The following is a 16,979-nucleotide window of genomic DNA, read 5'->3' as shown; positions in this document are numbered from 1 at the left end:
CTGATTGTTGGGAAGGTGTAGGGACACCCCTTTGGGGTTTTCCTGCATGACGGGCATCTCTTGTAGATGCCCTTTTGTATATTTATTATTTTTATTCAGTTAAACACTATCTTAAAAAGATTGAATTTGACGCAATATCTGAAAAATTTTATCCTTGATAAAGGAACATAAAACATGATTGCTGAAATTAAACTAGGTCTTTGTAACCCTCCAGAACCTATTTATTTATATGTGAAAAAAGGAGAATTAAGCGGGGAATCATACTTGTGGTATAACTACAATAATGATAAAACTATTCCTGTACAACAAACAGGGTTGACTGGGTATATATCCGAACTTAAATTAACGACGAAAGAATTTAAAGAAAAAGACAACAATAAGTTAGACATCGTTGTTAGAGCGGATGAAGTTTATATTATTAGGACTGGGAGAGAAACGAACTTTGCTAAAAGTTTTCTTTTAGCTGCATCACTAATCCAGGATTTTTCCAAACCCTGGATTATCGCTGCAACTGCTGGAGAAGAGAATGTGGTTTTTTGTAACCTCTACGACGCAACAACTAAAACCAGGATTCACTCTGAATGGAATAGAGATGCTGATTGGCTAGCAATAATTGATAGTATTCAAACTAGGTTGCAGACATCTAAAAATTCCCATATCATCTCTGGCGAACCAATACTGTTCTAGGAAAAATAGGGAGGCGGGGAAATTTTGTCAAGAAATTTATTTACCAGATTTATTAGCTACAACTTAACAAAATCGTATTACTCCCTAACAGAGTGATTACACGTTTTTTGCTATGGATCTAAGCCTTTGCTACGCTTTTTTTGGATGATTTGTTGTAGCTCATCTACTGAATTAAGACGTTTGCCATTAGACTGAATATGTAATGCTAAGGCGTGAATTGCTTCTGTATCGCCACGATTTTGTAAGATATAATCTCACAATTGCTTGCGTGTCATTTCTCTAAAGTTAGGCTTATTCATAATCAACCTCTCCTTCTAGATTAATTACTAAAACTGTCTCTTCACCTGCTATTACTACGATGTTATCTGTTCGCTCATCTAAGCTAACTAGGTAAACCGAGAGATACATTCGCGTTAGGCAAATCAAGACTCTGTATAACTGTTTCAATTGTTCTGAGGTTGACTCCATTCACCGCTAAACTTAGGCTAAACAGAAATTGAAACTTTATTATGACTGATAACCTTATGATAACCTTATGGTGTAGTACTAATTCTTTTAGGACTTACGCAATAACTCTCTGAAACTCTCATTCCTTTGTGTCCTTTGCGCCTTCTCTAACGAGACGCTGCGCGTAGCTTGCTTCTCCGTAGGAGTATGCGGTTCGTTTTTCCATTATTTTGCATGAGTCCTGTCTTTGTGAAACTGCACAAAAATTAGGCTTGGTGATACAAGCGACTTGAGCAAGTTGTTGTATCTATGCAACCTCACAGGTAATCGGTGTAAGCTCTCGGTAAAATGGGTGTGTCGGTAACGAAAAAAAAGACGCCTCCATAACCAACCTTATGCTCACAACAGCTAACTTTCTTCAGTACACCCAATGGTCAGGTATAGCTACCTTGGTATTTGCTGCCTTGACATTTTTGGCTTTTATTCTCAAATGGGGCATCCGCTTTCGGTTGGTGGGTACGACTGGCTTTATGCTGGTGGTGACTGCTGGTTTATTTGGACTCTCAATAGTCCCCTTGAGTCGGACTGTGATTCCTGGAGCAGCCCGGTACACTCTAGTTTATGACAATGGCTCAACACAAGCGGTGATTGCGACATCACCCCAAATTACACCCACACAATTAGAAGCAACTTTACGTCAAGCAGCTAGTAATTTGTTTTCTTATGGTCGCTCAGGTTCACGGGAAGACGGAAATTTGACAGTTCGCGCCCGTACCATTATCCACCCGGAAACAGGGATTTCTGTCCCAATTTATTTGGGTGAGGTCAAGCGATCGCTCGTTTCTCATCAAAATTCCCCGGTAACAGTCAAAATTTACACAGAAAATTTCGCCAAATTGCCAAAACCGACTGCTTAAGACGCAGGGGAACAGGGAGCAAGGGAAAAGAGTTTTCCCCTCTGTCCCCCCGCACTTCTGCCTATTTTCAATGCCCAATGCCCAAAGAACAAACAACAAACAACAAACAACAAAAATAATTTACCTGTTATCAGGATGACAAAATTTATTTTGTATTTACTGATACATTAATAGTTATATTTAGATTAAGATATTTACACTTTAGTGGTTATACTGTGAGAAAAGGTTAATCAGCGTGCGGGAAATGGGTACTGACAGTTGTGATTTGTCAGTTGTTGTCCTAATTTCCCCTGTTGCCATTTTTAAAATTCTTTACAGCAAATCAAGGGGTTATAGGGGCATATCTTTGCATACCTTTACATATATATCTGTAGCTAAGGATTGCATGAAATAGCACGATCGCCTACACGTTATCAACTATCGATTGCTTTTCTTGATAATCTTGACAATGGTAATGTTAATTAATTATACGGTTATTCAAAACTTTGATAGTTCGGAATTTCAGGTTAATGGGTATTTATAGATTCAAGCAATGTCGTCAAACTACTCAATTGGTCGGCAACAGGACTTGTCTATTGAATTGCTTGGCTCAAATCCAGATGATCTGGGTGTCAGGTTGGAGCCATCCAAAAACCAGCTTGGCAACAAGTATCCTTGAACGCCAGTCTATTTGATTAAGAAATATCAAGGTTTTGACAAACGAGATTATATGCCCAATAATTTTTCTACTCAACCTTCTTTGTCTACTCAAACCTCTAGTTCATTCTTTACGCTCACAGTTTCTCCCGCAAAAGTAATCCGTGGTTCTGGGGTGTTGCAAACAGCCGCAGCAGAGATTGCCTGTTTGGGAAGTCGCCCCTTAATTGTGGCAGGGAAGTCTACTCTCGCTATCAGCCAACAAAATTTACAACCAGTTTTAGAAGCGCAGCAGTCACATAGTGTCCAAGCTTCTTATGGTGCAGATTGCTGCGAAGCTAGCCTGAAATCTTTACAGAAGAAGGCAAAAGAACATAAAGCTGATGTCATTATCGGTATTGGTGGCGGCAAAGCCCTAGATACAGCGAAATTAGTCGCACAGCAGTTACATCTACCAGTGGTGACAATTCCTACTTCCGGCGCTACTTGTGCAGCTTGGAGTGCCTTATCAAATGTTTATTCGGAAGATGGGGCTTTTCTCTACGATGTGGGGCTATCTCGTTGTCCCAATTTATTGATACTCGATTATGACTTGATTAAAACTGCACCACAACGTACCTTAGTAGCTGGAATTGGTGATGCGATCGCTAAATGGTACGAAGCCTCAGTTAGCAGTGGACACTTGCAAGACACTTTAATTATTGCTGCGGTGCAACAAGCACGAGTTTTGCGAGATATCTTGTTGCAAAAGTCAACTGCCGCCCTCGAAGAACCAGGTAATGAGGTTTGGCGAGAAGTGGTAGATGCTACTGTTTTACTCGCTGGGGTAGTTGGGGGACTTGGAGGAGCGCAGTGTCGCACAGTTGCCGCCCATGCCGTGCATAACGGTTTAACTCATATTTCAGGACATGGCAGTATTCATGGTGAAAAAGTTGCTTTTGGGATTTTAGTGCAACTGCGTTTAGAAGAAATGCTACAAGGAAATCAACTAGCAGCATCGGCACGGCAACAGCTGTTAAAGTTCTACACAGAAATTGGACTACCCCAGAAATTAAGTGATTTGGGATTGGGCAATATTACATTAGGCGAGTTGCAAACAGCCGCCGAAATGGCTCTAGTTCCTAATTCTGACATCCATCGACTACCGTTTAAAGTCGCGCCAGAACAGTTAATGGCGGCAATGGTTTCTACCACTGCACCTATAGATAGTAGAGATACTACAAATCGAGTTTCGCCCAAGGGAATGAGTGACGAGGTTTTATGAGTTTAAATTGGATTGTCCCAGCAGAACGCATACAAAAACTACCACCTTATGTATTTGCCCGTTTAGATGAACTGAAAGCTAAAGCACGAGAACAAGGGTTAGATTTAATTGACTTGGGTATGGGAAACCCCGATGGTGCAACGCCAGCACCAGTAGTAGAAGCGGCGATCGCAGCTTTAAAAGATCCCGCCAATCACGGTTATCCACCCTTTGAGGGCACAGCTAGTTTCCGCCGTGCAATTACTAACTGGTATCGTCGCCGTTATGATGTGGTTCTCGATCCTGATAGCGAAGCCTTGCCATTGCTGGGTTCTAAAGAAGGATTAACTCATTTAGCACTCGCCTACGTTAACCCTGGTGATTTAGTTCTGGTTCCTTCCCCAGCTTATCCGGCACATTTCCGTGGCCCGGCGATCGCTGGCGGCAAAATCCACAGCTTGATTCTTAAACCCGAAAATGACTGGTTAATTGATTTAGCTGCCATTCCTGACGAAGTTGCAAGACAAGCCAAAATGCTCTATTTCAACTATCCCAGCAATCCCACCGCCGCCACCGCCCCGCGCGAATTTTTTGAAGAAATCGTCGCCTTCGCCCGCAAATATGAAATTTTGCTGGTGCATGATTTATGTTATGCCGAGTTAGCTTTTGATGGTTATCAACCCACTAGCTTGTTAGAAATTCCTGGTGCGAAAGATATTGGTGTGGAATTTCACACCTTATCTAAAACTTACAATATGGCTGGTTGGCGCGTCGGCTTTGTCGTGGGGAACCGCCATGTAATCCAAGGTTTGCGGACGCTGAAAACTAACTTGGATTACGGCATTTTTGCAGCATTACAAACAGCAGCCGAGACAGCTTTGCAACTGCCAGATGTGTATTTGCACGAGGTACAACAACGCTACCGTACCCGCCGCGATTTCCTCATTCAAGGGTTAGGAGAGTTGGGTTGGGATATTCCCAAAACCAAGGCGACGATGTATCTTTGGGTGAAGTGTCCCGTTGGCGTTGGTTCCACAGATTTTGCCCTGAACGTATTGCAGCAAACAGGAGTTGTGGTTACTCCAGGTAATGCCTTTGGGGTTGCAGGTGAGGGTTATGTCAGGATCAGTTTGATTGCAGACTGCGATCGCTTGGGTGAGGCTTTACGTCGCTTCAAGCAAGCTGGCATCCGCTATCAGCCTGAAGCTGTAGTCCCTGCTCCAGAAGCGATGGCCGATCTCGTTAGTTGATTAGAGAAAACAAAACCAATATTACATGACTAAAATTTTTGCTGACGATCTTTGAGATCGTTTGTGTAAAAAATAGGTGAATCAGTTTTAAATTTCTCTTCTTTACCCGCAAACTAGGATATTGAATGAAGACGGAGGGCAGTTCAAGCTTACGCAAGACTGCCTTCTGCTTGCTGTATTTCTTAATAAATACCTAATCTTAAATCCAATATCTAATTTTTTTGCTATGGTGATCCCAAAGGAATTGTTAAGTGCTTACGAAATGTGACATAAGTAATTAATTACTTATTCAGTATAATAAAATACGAAAAATTGTAAGTAATTTATTTGAAAAATACATCTTTATTGTTGCTTAGTGGGTTGGGCAATACGCGTTTCAATATCTTCTAATGTTTGTAACAATAAACGATTTGCCTGCAATTTCCAACCCCATTTCTGAACTCTATAAGCTAATACAGTTCCAACTACAGACGCTAACAAGCCTATGGGTTGATTTAAAGAAATTCCTAGTAGCAAACCCAATCCAGCAATTCTCCAAAATGGTAAGGCTACTGCTTGTCTTTGTTCTTCCACAACTTGGGTAATTATATTAGATTTCATCTTAGCAAGTAATACCTCTTTCACTTGCTGCTGTTCTGTTAACAATACTGTTAAACCTATTTTACGGCGCAGTTTTTCTATTTTGCGGGCATCAGTGCTGTATTCAGTTAGTTCATCTTCTGCCATTTTTAGGAGTCGTTCTAGCTGCGCCATCATGTATTACATCCGGTATTTTAATCGAGTTATTAAACTGAATAATTGTTAATTTTTATTGCTTATAATTTTGTATTTCATCGCCAAATATCAAACTCCGCGACAGAACCAAAAATCTCAAGTTGAATATGGGAAAAATAAATATAGTAGCAGTTATGCACTTACAAGTTGAGTATAAACTAAAAAGGTAATATTTATGACTACAGTATCAAAAAGCACTTTGTCTCTAGCTGCCCAAGAGCGATCGCTCATCCTCTGGTTTGATGAAATTGGGATTGCTGATATCCCAGTAGTTGGTGGTAAAAATGCCTCACTAGGGGAAATGATTCAACAGCTAACACCCAAAGGCATTAACGTTCCCACAGGATTCGCCACTACTGCTTACGCTTATCGTCATTTCATTCAATCAGCGGGGTTAGAAGCAAAGCTACGCAAACTTTTTGCTGATTTGGATGTTGAAGATGTCAAAAATTTACGAGAACGCGGCAAAAAAGCGCGATCGCTATTAATCCACACACCATTTCCTGTAGAATTGCGCGAGGCGATCGCCACAGCATACCATAGTCTCTGTGAACAGTACCATGCAGACACAGATGTGGCAGTCCGTTCTAGCGCCACTGCTGAAGACCTTCCCGATGCTAGTTTTGCTGGACAGCAGGAAACTTACCTCAACGTTGTCGGTGTCGAAGGAGTTTTAGCAGCTTGTCATAAATGCTTTGCTTCTCTATTTACCGATCGCGCTATTTCTTATCGCCACGCCAAGGGATTTGACCACTTTAGCATTGCTCTGGCTGTGGGTGTGCAAAAAATGGTGCGCTCTGACTTAGCAACCTCTGGGGTGATGTTCTCCATTGATACAGAAACAGGTTTTAAGGATGCGGCACTAATTACAGCCGCCTACGGTTTAGGTGAAAACGTTGTCCAAGGGTCTGTAAATCCCGATGAATATTATGTTTTTAAACCAACTTTAAAAGCTGGTTTCCGCCCAATTATCGACAAAAAATTGGGCAGCAAAGAACTGAAAATGATTTATGATGACGGCTCAAAATTTACGAAAAATGTTTTGGTTTCACCCAGTGAAAGAGGTAAATTCGCTCTGAGTGATGAAGAGATTTTACAACTAGCAAGTTGGGCGTGTTTAATTGAAGACCATTATTCCCAAGTCCACGGCATTTTCACTCCAATGGATATCGAGTGGGCAAAAGATGGGATTACTAACCAACTTTTTATTGTGCAAGCGCGTCCCGAAACCGTCCAGTCGCAGAAGACGGGAAATGTGTTGCGGAGTTATCGGTTGGTATTGGGGAATCGGGAATGGGGAATCGGGAATGGGGAAAATTCCCACTCCTCACTCCCTGATTCCCAATCCCCAATCCCTCTGGTTACAGGAAGTGCAATTGGAGAAGCAATTAGTCAGGGAAAAGCACGCCTAATTTTAGATGTTCAGAAACTAGAACAGTTCCAAGTCGGGGAAGTCTTGGTGACAGAGAGAACCGATCCCGATTGGGAACCAATTATGAAACGCGCTAGTGCAATTGTCACCAATTCTGGAGGCCGCACGTGTCATGCAGCAATTATTGCGCGAGAATTGGGTGTACCTGCGATCGTGGGATGCGGCAATGCTACAGAAATCTTGAAACCTGGTCAAGAGGTAACAATTTCTTGCGCTGAAGGGGAAGAAGGAAAAGTTTATCCAGGCTTATTACCTTTTGAAGTTAAAGAAGTTCCTTTAGAGAACTTACCCCGCACCCGCACTAAAATTTTAATGAATGTGGGTAATCCCCAAGAAGCATTAAGTTTATCGGCAATTCCCAACGATGGGGTAGGTTTAGCGCGGACAGAATTTATCATTGCTAACCAAATTCAAATTCATCCAATGGCGTTGATTCACTATGACTCGTTAAAAGATGAATTTGTCAAAGCTAAAATTGCTGATATTACCTCACTGTACGACGATAAACCCCAATACTTTGTCGATAAATTAGCTCAAGGCATTGGTAGAATTGCCGCAGCATTTTATCCCAAACCTGTGATTGTCCGAACCTCAGATTTCAAAAGTAATGAATATGCGAATTTATTAGGTGGACGACAGTTTGAACCCCATGAAGAAAACCCAATGCTGGGTTGGCGAGGGGCGGCGCGTTACTACGATGAAGGCTACAGAGAAGCTTTTGCTTTAGAATGTCATGCCCTCAAACGGGTACGGGAAGAAATGGGTTTGACGAATGTGATCCCAATGATTCCTTTTTGTCGCACTCCTGACGAGGGACGTTTGGTTTTAGCAGAGATGGCAAAAAATGGTTTAAAGCAAGGTGTTAACGACTTGCAGGTTTATGTGATGTGTGAGTTGCCCAGTAATGTGATTCTGGCTGAGGAATTTGCTGAGGTATTTGATGGCTTCTCCATTGGTTCTAATGATTTAACTCAATTGACACTAGGGATAGACAGGGATTCAGCGTTAGTAGCGCGATTATTTGATGAACGCAGTCCAGCTGTTAAGCGAATGGTAAAAATGGTCATAGAAACAGCGAAAAAATGCGATCGCAAAATCGGCATTTGTGGGCAAGCACCCAGCGATTATCCAGAATTTGCTCAGTTTTTGGTAGAACAAGGAATTGACTCGATTAGTCTCAATCCAGATTCGGTTTTAAAGACGATGTTGGAAGTGGCAAAAGTCGAGGGTACTAATTCGTAATTTGTAATTCGAGTAATTTATGCCAGCTAGAGACCTTGTGTTAGGGTTCCGGTCTGAAGAACTGCGGAAAAATTCAGAATTTGCGTAGCTTACCGCCGCAGGCATCGCATAACCAACAGTAGTTGAACTTCTGGATCGCTGCCTGTAATATAGCGATCGCTATATTCTGCTGATTATTAACCCATGCCCAATGCCCCATATCCCATGACCGATACCCAGTACCCAATAACCAAAAAATGGTTCCGAATTGGGCTGTTGGGTATATTTATCCTCTCACTCGCCTTGAGGTTTTGGGGATTGGAGCGATTCAATACTCTGGTATTTGATGAAGTTTACTTTGCCAAATTTGGTAATAATTATCTCACGCACACACCATTTTTTAATGCTCATCCGCCGTTAAGCCAATATATGATTGGCATCGGCATTTGGATTGGTAGTCACATTCCTTTTTGGCACGATACCGTGAATGGGCTAACGGGTTCAATGCGATCGCCTTGGACTTATCGTTGGTTCAATGCCCTCACTGGCTCATTTATTCCTGTAGTTGTGGCTGCGATCGCTTATCAATTAAGTTATCGTCGTACCTTTGCAATACTGGCAGGATTATTCACAGCTTGTGATGGTATTTTTCTAGTTGAGTCTCGGTATGCTTTAAGTAATATTTATATCGTCATTTTTGGTTTGTTAGGGCACTGGTTTTTATTATTGGCATTAGATAATCAAAATCGGCGACGTTCTTTTTGGTTAGTTTTTGCTGGTATTGGTTTTGGTGCATCAGTTGGTACTAAGTGGAATGGTTTATGGTTCTTATCAGGCGCTTATTTCATTTGGATAGCAGCTTGGCTAATTCATTTGATACATTCTTTTTCTAACTCCAAATTCTTTTTTAGATCCCCCTTATTAGAGCAGGAAGCAGGAGGTAAGAGGCAGGAGTTAGGGGTTAGTACTTATTCTCCACCACCCCCTTTATCGCCCTTATCTCAGACACCACTACAAAACTTGACTCAGCTAAATATTTTTCAGATGCTGTTTTATCTAGGAATTATCCCAGCTTTTATCTACAGCATCATCTGGATTCCCCACCTTCAACTAGATAAAACTTATGGATTTATTGCAGTACATCAGCAAATTTTGAAGTTTCACTTACATCTAGGTGGTAATAGTCCTAACGTGCATCCTTACTGCGCTGCTTGGTATAAATGGCCTTTGATGACTCGGCCAATGGCATATTATTATCAAACAGCTGAAAGTATCACCGAACCGTTACCTGTAATGGGGCCTCCTTTACCTGCTGGTGCTGGACAAGTTGTTTATGATGTCCATGCAATGGGTAATCCATTTTTATGGTGGTTTGGTGTTGCTGCCATGTTGTTTTTAATAGGGATGCTGGTGTCGCAAGCGGCAATTCCTTGGGTGAAAGAAAAGCGTTTTTCTGTGCCTGCAACTCTTAGCGTTGATACTTGGATTGCCTTGTATTTAGTTATAAATTATGCTGCTAACTTATTACCTTGGGTGAAAGTGACAAGGTGCGTTTTTATCTACCACTATATGTGTGCAGTAGTATTTGTATTTTTAGCGATCGCTTGGTTTGTCGATCGGTGTCTTTGTAGTTATTATCAACAACTCCGAGCGCTAGGTGTCACCATTACTTTTATGATTCTGGCTGCTTTTATTTTCTGGATGCCCATTTATTTGGGTTTACCCCTCTCTACTGAGGGTTACAAGCTGCGAATGTGGTTCAACTCTTGGATTTAGATTGAAGAAGAATTCAGTAGTCAGAATCAAGCTGCTTTGGTGCGATCGCATTTTCGTCATTTTTCAGCGCTTACACACGCGGGATGAATATACTGGTACAAGTGTGTCGATGCACACGGGGGCTAAATCGTAGTTAATAGTCAAGTTGGAGTCGGTACAATTTTTACCGTCACCCTTCCTTTACTAGAAGTTTAAGCGGTTACAGCAATTTTTATATATGGGGAATACAGTTCATTATTGGGGCACAATAAATATATTGTGACCTTACGTATGCGAGTTCTCAAACGAATTTTCATCCGTGGTAATGGCGAGTCCGTTATAAAATTTTCTCTTCTCAGAGGAAATTTATCTTTACAAAAAGGTTACTAAAATTTAACGACTATTTTCGGAATTTACAAATTGGATTTGTAGCCTAATATAGGCTTACAAAAAGAATACTTAAAAGCCGCTGTAAAAGATATTACTTAACGTACTTGCTTTTTGCATAAAATAAAAAATAAATAGTAATAAGTATTACAGTTGCAAAAAAATTAGCTTTTGCAATATCTCTATTTTTAGAGATATTGCAAAATTACGCATCGTTCAGAAGACATTTGTGTGTCCACAAATCTACTTAATTATACGTGTATGTCGGACTGCCAAAGTAAAATTGAAACAAGATACATAAATGTAACTAACAGTAAGTATTTAACATCATTTCAGCGGAAATTACTGTTAGCAAGTTTGGAAAAAAGTTTACCTGAATCTTACCGTCAACGAATTGAAATCATGTTGTTGGCAGATGAAGGAAAAACCCAAAGATCAATTTGTCGAATTTTGGGGTGTTGTCCAGCAACAGCAAGGCATTGGATGCACATAGCGCGGACAGGGATGGCGCACCAATGGCAAGATTGCCCCATTGGTCGCCCGAAGGCAGTAAATGACGAGTATTTAGAACGTTTGAAAGAACTGATTAAAAGTAGTCCCCGCGATCATGGCTATTCTTTTCGTCGGTGGACAACAAACTGGTTAGGGAAACATCTAGCGAAAGAATTTGGGATTGAGGTGAGCGATCGCCATATCAAGCGACTGCTCAAACAGATGGGATTATCCACACTACCAAAACCCAGCAATTCTGAAGCAAACAGCAATGAGCAGACTAAGAGTCCCAAAATTTTGATTAGCGATCTCAAATCCGCAGCTATTCCAGATGATACCGAATTTTTACCTATTAACTTTCCAAAATTAGGAAAGGATTCAGACATTTATGGCGCAAGATATATCTGCTCAGTTGATTTTTCTGGAACAGTTCAACAATACTCTGGGTTATTCTCTTTCGACAGAGGAATTTCAACACTATCTTCAACAAGTTAAATTTATCAACCCGAAAGTTGGCAAATTCTGGCAAGGAACTGATGTCCAACCAGGAATTTATATTGCGATCGCTGGTAAGGTCAGGTTGCTGGATAGCGCCGATGAGTTAATCGCTACTTTGGAAGCAGGTGACTCATTTGGGGAATTTACCTTATTTAAGGAAGGTGACTTTAAAGCTTACGCTGCAAGGGCTTCAGTAAACTTGCAACTGTGCTTTGTTTCGGGTGAAGTGTTATGGCCATTGATGGCTAAATATCCCCAAATTCGGGAGCATTTGTGGGCTAAGGCGTTATCTCGTAATCCCCAACAGGTGGACTCAGATAACCCCCCAGTACTGCCATCTGACTCAAAACCACTGCATGAAACAAAGATTTTGTCAACGCCAGCAATAGAGCCATGCCAGAAAAAGATTAGCAAAGCCTATTTTCCCAACTCCACGCAGCGAGTCGGGCATTTATTACAGCGTGTGATTCGGCGTTATCCGTTTTTTGCCCAACAGAGTGGATCGGATTGCGGTGCAGCTTGTTTAGTGATGGTGTCTCGCTATTGGGGGAAAAACTTTAGTGTAAATCGGCTGCGGGATATGGCCAATGTTGACCGCAATGGCTCGTCGCTGCGGGGGTTATCGGCGGCGGCGGAAAGTATTGGGTTTGCCACGCGGCCTGTGAAAGCGAGTCTTGACCAATTAGCGAAGCAAAAATTGCCTGCGATCGCTCACTGGGAAGGCAAGCATTACATAGTTGTCTACGAAATTACCCCCAAACACGTAATTGTCGCCGACCCCGCTATTGGTCAACGCACCCTCAGCCACGCCGAATTTAAAGCTAACTGGACTGGTTACACATTGCTGCTGCAACCGACAGCAATGCTCAAGGATACTAAAGAGACTTCTACCCCCTTTTGGCAATTCTTTGAATTAATGAAGCCTCACTCTTTAGTGATGCTGGAAGTGTTTGTCGCTTCCTTATTTATCCAGATATTTGGGCTTGTTACTCCCTTATTTACCCAGTTAATTTTAGACCGCGTAGTGGTGCAGCGTTCTGAACTAACCTTAACGGCGGTGGGGTTAGGATTACTAATTTTTAGTTTATTCCGTGTGGCGATGACAGGGTTGCGGCAATATCTGTTAGACCATACGGCGAATAAGCTTGATTTAGCACTAATTGTAGGATTTATTCGCCATACCCTGCGGCTACCCTTGAGTTACTTTGAGTCGCGTTATGTAGGAGATATTATCTCTCGTGTACAGGAAAACCGTAAAATTCAACGTTTCCTCTCCGGTGAGGCGTTGTCCATCCTGCTAGATTTAGTCACTGTCTTTATCTATTTAGGATTGATGTTTTGGTACAGCTGGAAAATGGCGTTGTTGGTGTTGGTGATTATACCGCCTTTTTTCCTGCTGGCATTGATTGCTACACCTTTTTTACAAAAGATTTCTAGAGAAATATTTAATGCTGTTGCTAATGAAAGTAGCTATCTGATTGAAGTCCTTTCTGGTGTGCGAACAGTTAAATCTACAGCAGTAGAACAGACAGTTCGTTGGCATTGGGAAGAGTTATTAAGTAAAGAAATCAAAACTAATTTTTCCGGGCAAATTATCAGCAATCGCCTGCAAATATTCAGCAACACAATTGAAGCAGTGGTAACTACCATCTTGCTGTGGTTTGGGGCATACCAAGTAATTCACAACCAGTTAACCATTGGGCAATTGGTAGCATTTAATATGTTGTTGGGAAATATTATTAGACCCTTCCAACGATTAACAGTTTTGTGGAATCAATTGCAAGAAGTGGTGATTGCGGTGGAACGTATTAATGATGTATTGGATGCAGAACCAGAAGAGGATTTGCAGCAGCAGGCGCGGCAATCTTTACCACCCATTCAAGGGAACATTCGTTTTGATAACGTGACGTTTCGGTATCACCCTGAAAGCGATATCAACGTTTTAGAAAATCTCAGTTTTGAAGTCCACAGTGGGCAAATGGTTGCCCTGGTGGGACGGAGTGGTTCGGGGAAAACCACAATTTCTAAGCTGGTTTTGGGGTTATATCCCCCCACAGATGGCAAAGTGTTGATTGATGGACAGGATATTACCAGTCTTTCGTTGCGTTCTCTACGCGAGCAAGTTGGGGTAGTTGACCAAGATACCTTTTTGTTTGGCGGAACGATTCGGGAAAATATTAGCTTGGCACATCCTGGGGCAACTTTGGCAGAGATAATTGAGGCGGCGCGATTGGCGGGTGCTGATGAGTTTATTAAAAAGTTACCTATGGGTTATGAAACCCAGATTGGTGAAGGAGGGGGGATGTTGTCTGGAGGACAGCGACAAAGAATTGCGATCGCTAAAGCGTTGTTAGGCAATCCCAAGCTGTTGATTTTGGATGAGGCGACTTCTCATCTGGATGCAGAGTCAGAAAGGATTATTCAGACGAATTTAAACACAATTCTTCAGGGTAGAACCACCTTAGTAATTGCCCATCGCCTTTCAACTGTACGAAATGCAGATTTGATTTTAGTGCTGGATCGCGGCGTGTTGATTGAGAGTGGGACTCACCGAGAGTTGATGGCCAAGCGAGGACATTATTTTTATCTCAATCATCAGCAGATGGATGTTGCGGGGTGAAAAAAGAAGATAAGCAGGAAACTTTTGTTATCTCCCAAAATCCAAAATTGATATCAGGAAAAATTATGCCAAACACATTAAATGGAAGAGTTCAAACCCAAATTTATGAGGTAGAACAGTACGACGAAGTTTTAAGGGAGCAAACACCAGCTAGCTCAACTGATGATTGGGCTTACGCAACCAAAGATTTACTTGATAGTTTGCCCCAGGTTTGGACAAGGGGATTGCTGTATTTTTTGGTGGTGTTTGTGTCGATTATTTTACCTTGGGCGATGCTATCTAAGGTGGATGAAACGGGTACAGCACGAGGGCGACTTGAGCCAAAGGGAAAGACAGTTAGACTGGATGCTGCTGTGGCAGGTACTGTTGCCGAAATTCGAGTCAAGGAAGGTGATTTAGTTAAAGCTGGGCAGACTTTATTGGTGTTGGAATCGGAGTTAGTTAAAGCAGAATTGCGGCAGGCACAGGATAAATTGGAGGGACAATTAAATCGCCTTTCTCAGTTAAATTCATCTAAAAGTCAGTTAGTTGTATCTTTGACAACTCAACAGCAACAAAACCAATCTCAACAGTTAGAAAAGCAGGCTCAAATTGATCAAGCGCGACAGAATATGAATGCTCTGAGGAATTCCTATGATTTACAAAAAGACGAAAAATTAGCTCAAGTCAATCAGGCACGGCAAACTCTTGAGCATAGTCAAACTGCTAATAAGTTAGTAAACAGTAGTTTAGCAAGTACCGAGCGGGAAGTTGAACGCTATCGCAGTCTTTGGCAGTCAGGAGTTGTTCCAGAAATTAACGTTGTGGAAAAGCAAGATATAGCTAAAGACAAGCAACAGTTATACGAACAAAATCAGTCAGATATTCAGCAGGCTAAACTACGTTTGGTAGAACAACAGAGTAGTTATGAGCGGACTATTCGGCAAGCGCAGATATTGAACAGGCACAGTTGCGACTGAAAGAGCAGGAAAGGAGTTATCAGACCTTAACTCGTTCCAGCAAGCTAGCTCTGCTCAAAATCGACGAACAACAGAATAATTTAGAGACAGAAATTACTACACTTCAGGCAGAAATTGCTCAAAGTAAGAGTCAGATTGTCTCATTAAAATTTCAGTTAGGACAACGAGAGTTAAGAGCCACCGTGAATGGTAGAGTGTTTCAGCTACCAATACAACGGGCTGGGTCTGTAGTGCAGCCTGGAACAATGATTGCGGAGATTGCACCGCAAGGTTCGCCTTTAGTAATTCGGGCGCAAATGGCGACAACTGAGAGTGGTTCTTTGCGAAGAGGATTGCCAGTCAAGTTAAAGTTTGATGCTTATCCGTTTCAGGATTATGGAATAGTGGAAGGAGAATTGTTAGAGATTTCTCCTACTACTATAGAGGTGGAAACACTTAATGGAAAGGTAGCAGCTTATGATTTGGAAATTGCCCTAAAACAAAATTGTATTCCCTCAGCTAATAAATGTATTGCCTTGCATCCTGGGGATACGGCGACGGCAGAGGTAATTGTGCGTCAGCGTCGGGTTATTGATTTTCTGCTTGACCCGTTTAAGAAGTTACAGCAGGGGGGAGTGAAATTGTAGAGAACCCAACCCCCTTCCCTACGTCCAAAGGACATGGGAATTAGGAATGTAGAGACGTTACATGTAACGTCTCTACATCCAGCTAATAAGTCAAACCAAATTTAGGAGGAATATCATGTCACAACCTATCACCATTACCAAGGAAGACATTCTTCACCAAGTTAAGGTATCTTGTAAAATTCCTGAGATAGTTGAGCAGATTGTTACCCGCAAGGTGATTATAGCGGCTGCTGAAGAAGCTGGTATAAAAGTGGAGGTTGAGGAACTTCAGAAAGCAGCAGACCAAATACGATTAGCGAATAAACTCGATAGTGCTGATGATACCTGGAATTGGTTAGAGAAACATGGTTTGTCTATAGATGATTTTGAAGAAATTGCTGACATCAGTCTCATCTCTGGGAAGTTAGCTAATCATCTTTTCGCTGATAAAGTTGAACCCTCTTTCTTTGAGAACCAACTAGATTATGTTGGCGTGGTGATGTATGAAGTTGTTCTGGATGATGAAGATTTAGCCATAGAACTCTTCTATGCGATTAAGGAAGGTGAGATGAGTTTCTATGATGTTGCTCACAAATACATTCAAGATACAGAATTACGCCGCAAAGGTGGATATTTGGGGATAGTGCGTCGCCAAGATTTAAAACCAGAGATTTCTACTGCTGTTTTTACTGCTAAACCACCACAGGTTATTAAACCGATAGTGACTTCTAAGGGAGTACACTTAATTTTAGTAGAGGAACTAATTCAACCAGACCTAAATGAAAAACTCCGCACAAATATAATTTTAAACTTATTCACTCAGTGGCTTAACCAACAAATTGAACAGTCTAAAATAAATAAGTTAACCTAATTACACATAAATTGCTTTGATGTTTGTAGTAGCGCTTTTAGCACTATAGACGCAGACTGGGTTTTCCCAGAGTAGCGCTACTACAAACGTTTTTTTAGGTTTAACTAAGAACCTATCCCACTAATAATATTTTGTTAATCCAGATATGAATTGTAGCAAGGTCAATGAATGCGTCAAAGTAAACT

12 protein-coding genes and 1 pseudogene are annotated in these 16,979 nt (G+C 41.5%); 10 read left to right on the top strand and 3 right to left on the bottom strand.

Annotated elements, in window-relative coordinates:
• Positions 1–174: 174 nt before the first annotated feature.
• Positions 175–687, top strand: a complete 513-nt coding sequence (locus tag HWQ43_RS02330) for a hypothetical protein (RefSeq protein WP_366932768.1) — start codon at positions 175–177, stop codon at positions 685–687.
• Between the two features lie 291 nt (positions 688–978).
• Here the strand turns inward: HWQ43_RS02330 and HWQ43_RS02325 are convergent, their stop codons facing one another.
• Complete coding sequence (locus tag HWQ43_RS02325; RefSeq protein ID WP_292729707.1) at positions 979–1,155, bottom strand: hypothetical protein; 177 nt, start codon at positions 1,153–1,155, stop codon at positions 979–981.
• A gap of 374 nt (positions 1,156–1,529) precedes the next feature.
• On the opposite strand from HWQ43_RS02325, the gene HWQ43_RS02320 reads away from it, so the two are divergent.
• The 3 genes from HWQ43_RS02320 (at position 1,530) to HWQ43_RS02310 (ending at position 5,180) form a co-directional block, all read left to right on the top strand.
• Positions 1,530–2,051 carry a Ycf51 family protein gene (locus HWQ43_RS02320; protein ID WP_292729703.1) on the top strand — a complete coding sequence of 174 codons (522 nt, stop codon included), beginning with the start codon at positions 1,530–1,532 and terminating at the stop codon, positions 2,049–2,051.
• A 709-nt stretch (positions 2,052–2,760) separates the two neighbouring features.
• The gene (locus HWQ43_RS02315; protein WP_292729700.1) at positions 2,761–3,951 is read left to right on the top strand and encodes an iron-containing alcohol dehydrogenase family protein; all 1,191 of its coding nucleotides are present in this window, start codon (positions 2,761–2,763) and stop codon (positions 3,949–3,951) included.
• Complete coding sequence (locus HWQ43_RS02310) at positions 3,948–5,180, top strand: aspartate aminotransferase (RefSeq protein WP_292729698.1); 1,233 nt, start codon at positions 3,948–3,950, stop codon at positions 5,178–5,180. Before HWQ43_RS02315 ends, HWQ43_RS02310 begins: the two co-directional genes overlap by 4 nt.
• A 342-nt stretch (positions 5,181–5,522) precedes the next feature.
• Here HWQ43_RS02310 and HWQ43_RS02305 read toward each other — a convergent pair whose 3' ends face one another.
• Positions 5,523–5,933 carry a hypothetical protein gene (locus HWQ43_RS02305; protein ID WP_292729821.1) on the bottom strand — a complete coding sequence of 137 codons (411 nt, stop codon included), beginning with the start codon at positions 5,931–5,933 and terminating at the stop codon, positions 5,523–5,525.
• 196 nt (positions 5,934–6,129) lie between these two features.
• Between HWQ43_RS02305 and ppsA the strand changes: the two genes are divergently transcribed.
• Positions 6,130–8,628, top strand: a complete 2,499-nt coding sequence (gene ppsA, locus HWQ43_RS02300) for a phosphoenolpyruvate synthase (protein ID WP_292729695.1) — start codon at positions 6,130–6,132, stop codon at positions 8,626–8,628.
• Between the two features lie 73 nt (positions 8,629–8,701).
• Here ppsA and HWQ43_RS02295 read toward each other — a convergent pair whose 3' ends face one another.
• A complete protein-coding gene (locus HWQ43_RS02295; protein WP_292729693.1) occupies positions 8,702–8,827 on the bottom strand; it encodes a hypothetical protein in 126 nt (41 codons plus the stop codon).
• Positions 8,828–8,832: 5 nt separating this feature from the next.
• Here HWQ43_RS02295 and HWQ43_RS02290 point away from each other — a divergent pair, with 5 nt between their 5' ends.
• The 5 genes and pseudogenes from HWQ43_RS02290 to HWQ43_RS02270 all read left to right on the top strand — a co-directional run bounded on the left by HWQ43_RS02290 (position 8,833) and on the right by HWQ43_RS02270 (position 16,794).
• On the top strand, positions 8,833–10,383 hold the full coding sequence (locus tag HWQ43_RS02290) for a phospholipid carrier-dependent glycosyltransferase (protein ID WP_292729690.1): 1,551 nt from the start codon (positions 8,833–8,835) through the stop codon (positions 10,381–10,383).
• 627 nt (positions 10,384–11,010) lie between these two features.
• On the top strand, positions 11,011–11,736 hold the full coding sequence (locus tag HWQ43_RS02285) for a helix-turn-helix domain-containing protein (RefSeq protein WP_292729686.1): 726 nt from the start codon (positions 11,011–11,013) through the stop codon (positions 11,734–11,736).
• Positions 11,630–14,359 (top strand): peptidase domain-containing ABC transporter, encoded by a 2,730-nt coding sequence (locus HWQ43_RS02280; protein WP_292729683.1) that lies wholly within the window; start codon positions 11,630–11,632, stop codon positions 14,357–14,359. Before HWQ43_RS02285 ends, HWQ43_RS02280 begins: the two co-directional genes overlap by 107 nt.
• A 65-nt stretch (positions 14,360–14,424) precedes the next feature.
• Positions 14,425–15,944 (top strand): annotated as a pseudogene (locus HWQ43_RS02275) (HlyD family efflux transporter periplasmic adaptor subunit).
• 115 nt (positions 15,945–16,059) lie between these two features.
• Entirely contained in the window at positions 16,060–16,794 is a 735-nt protein-coding gene (locus HWQ43_RS02270) for a peptidylprolyl isomerase (RefSeq protein ID WP_292729680.1), read from the top strand.
• Positions 16,795–16,979 lie beyond the last annotated feature (185 nt).

The sequence above is a fragment of the Nostoc sp. JL31 genome (assembly GCF_017114965.1).
Classification (GTDB): Bacteria; Cyanobacteriota; Cyanobacteriia; order Cyanobacteriales; family Nostocaceae; genus Nostoc; species Nostoc punctiforme_A.
Note: the sequence above shows the minus strand (reverse complement) of the source record. Positions and strands in the feature narration are given on the sequence as shown.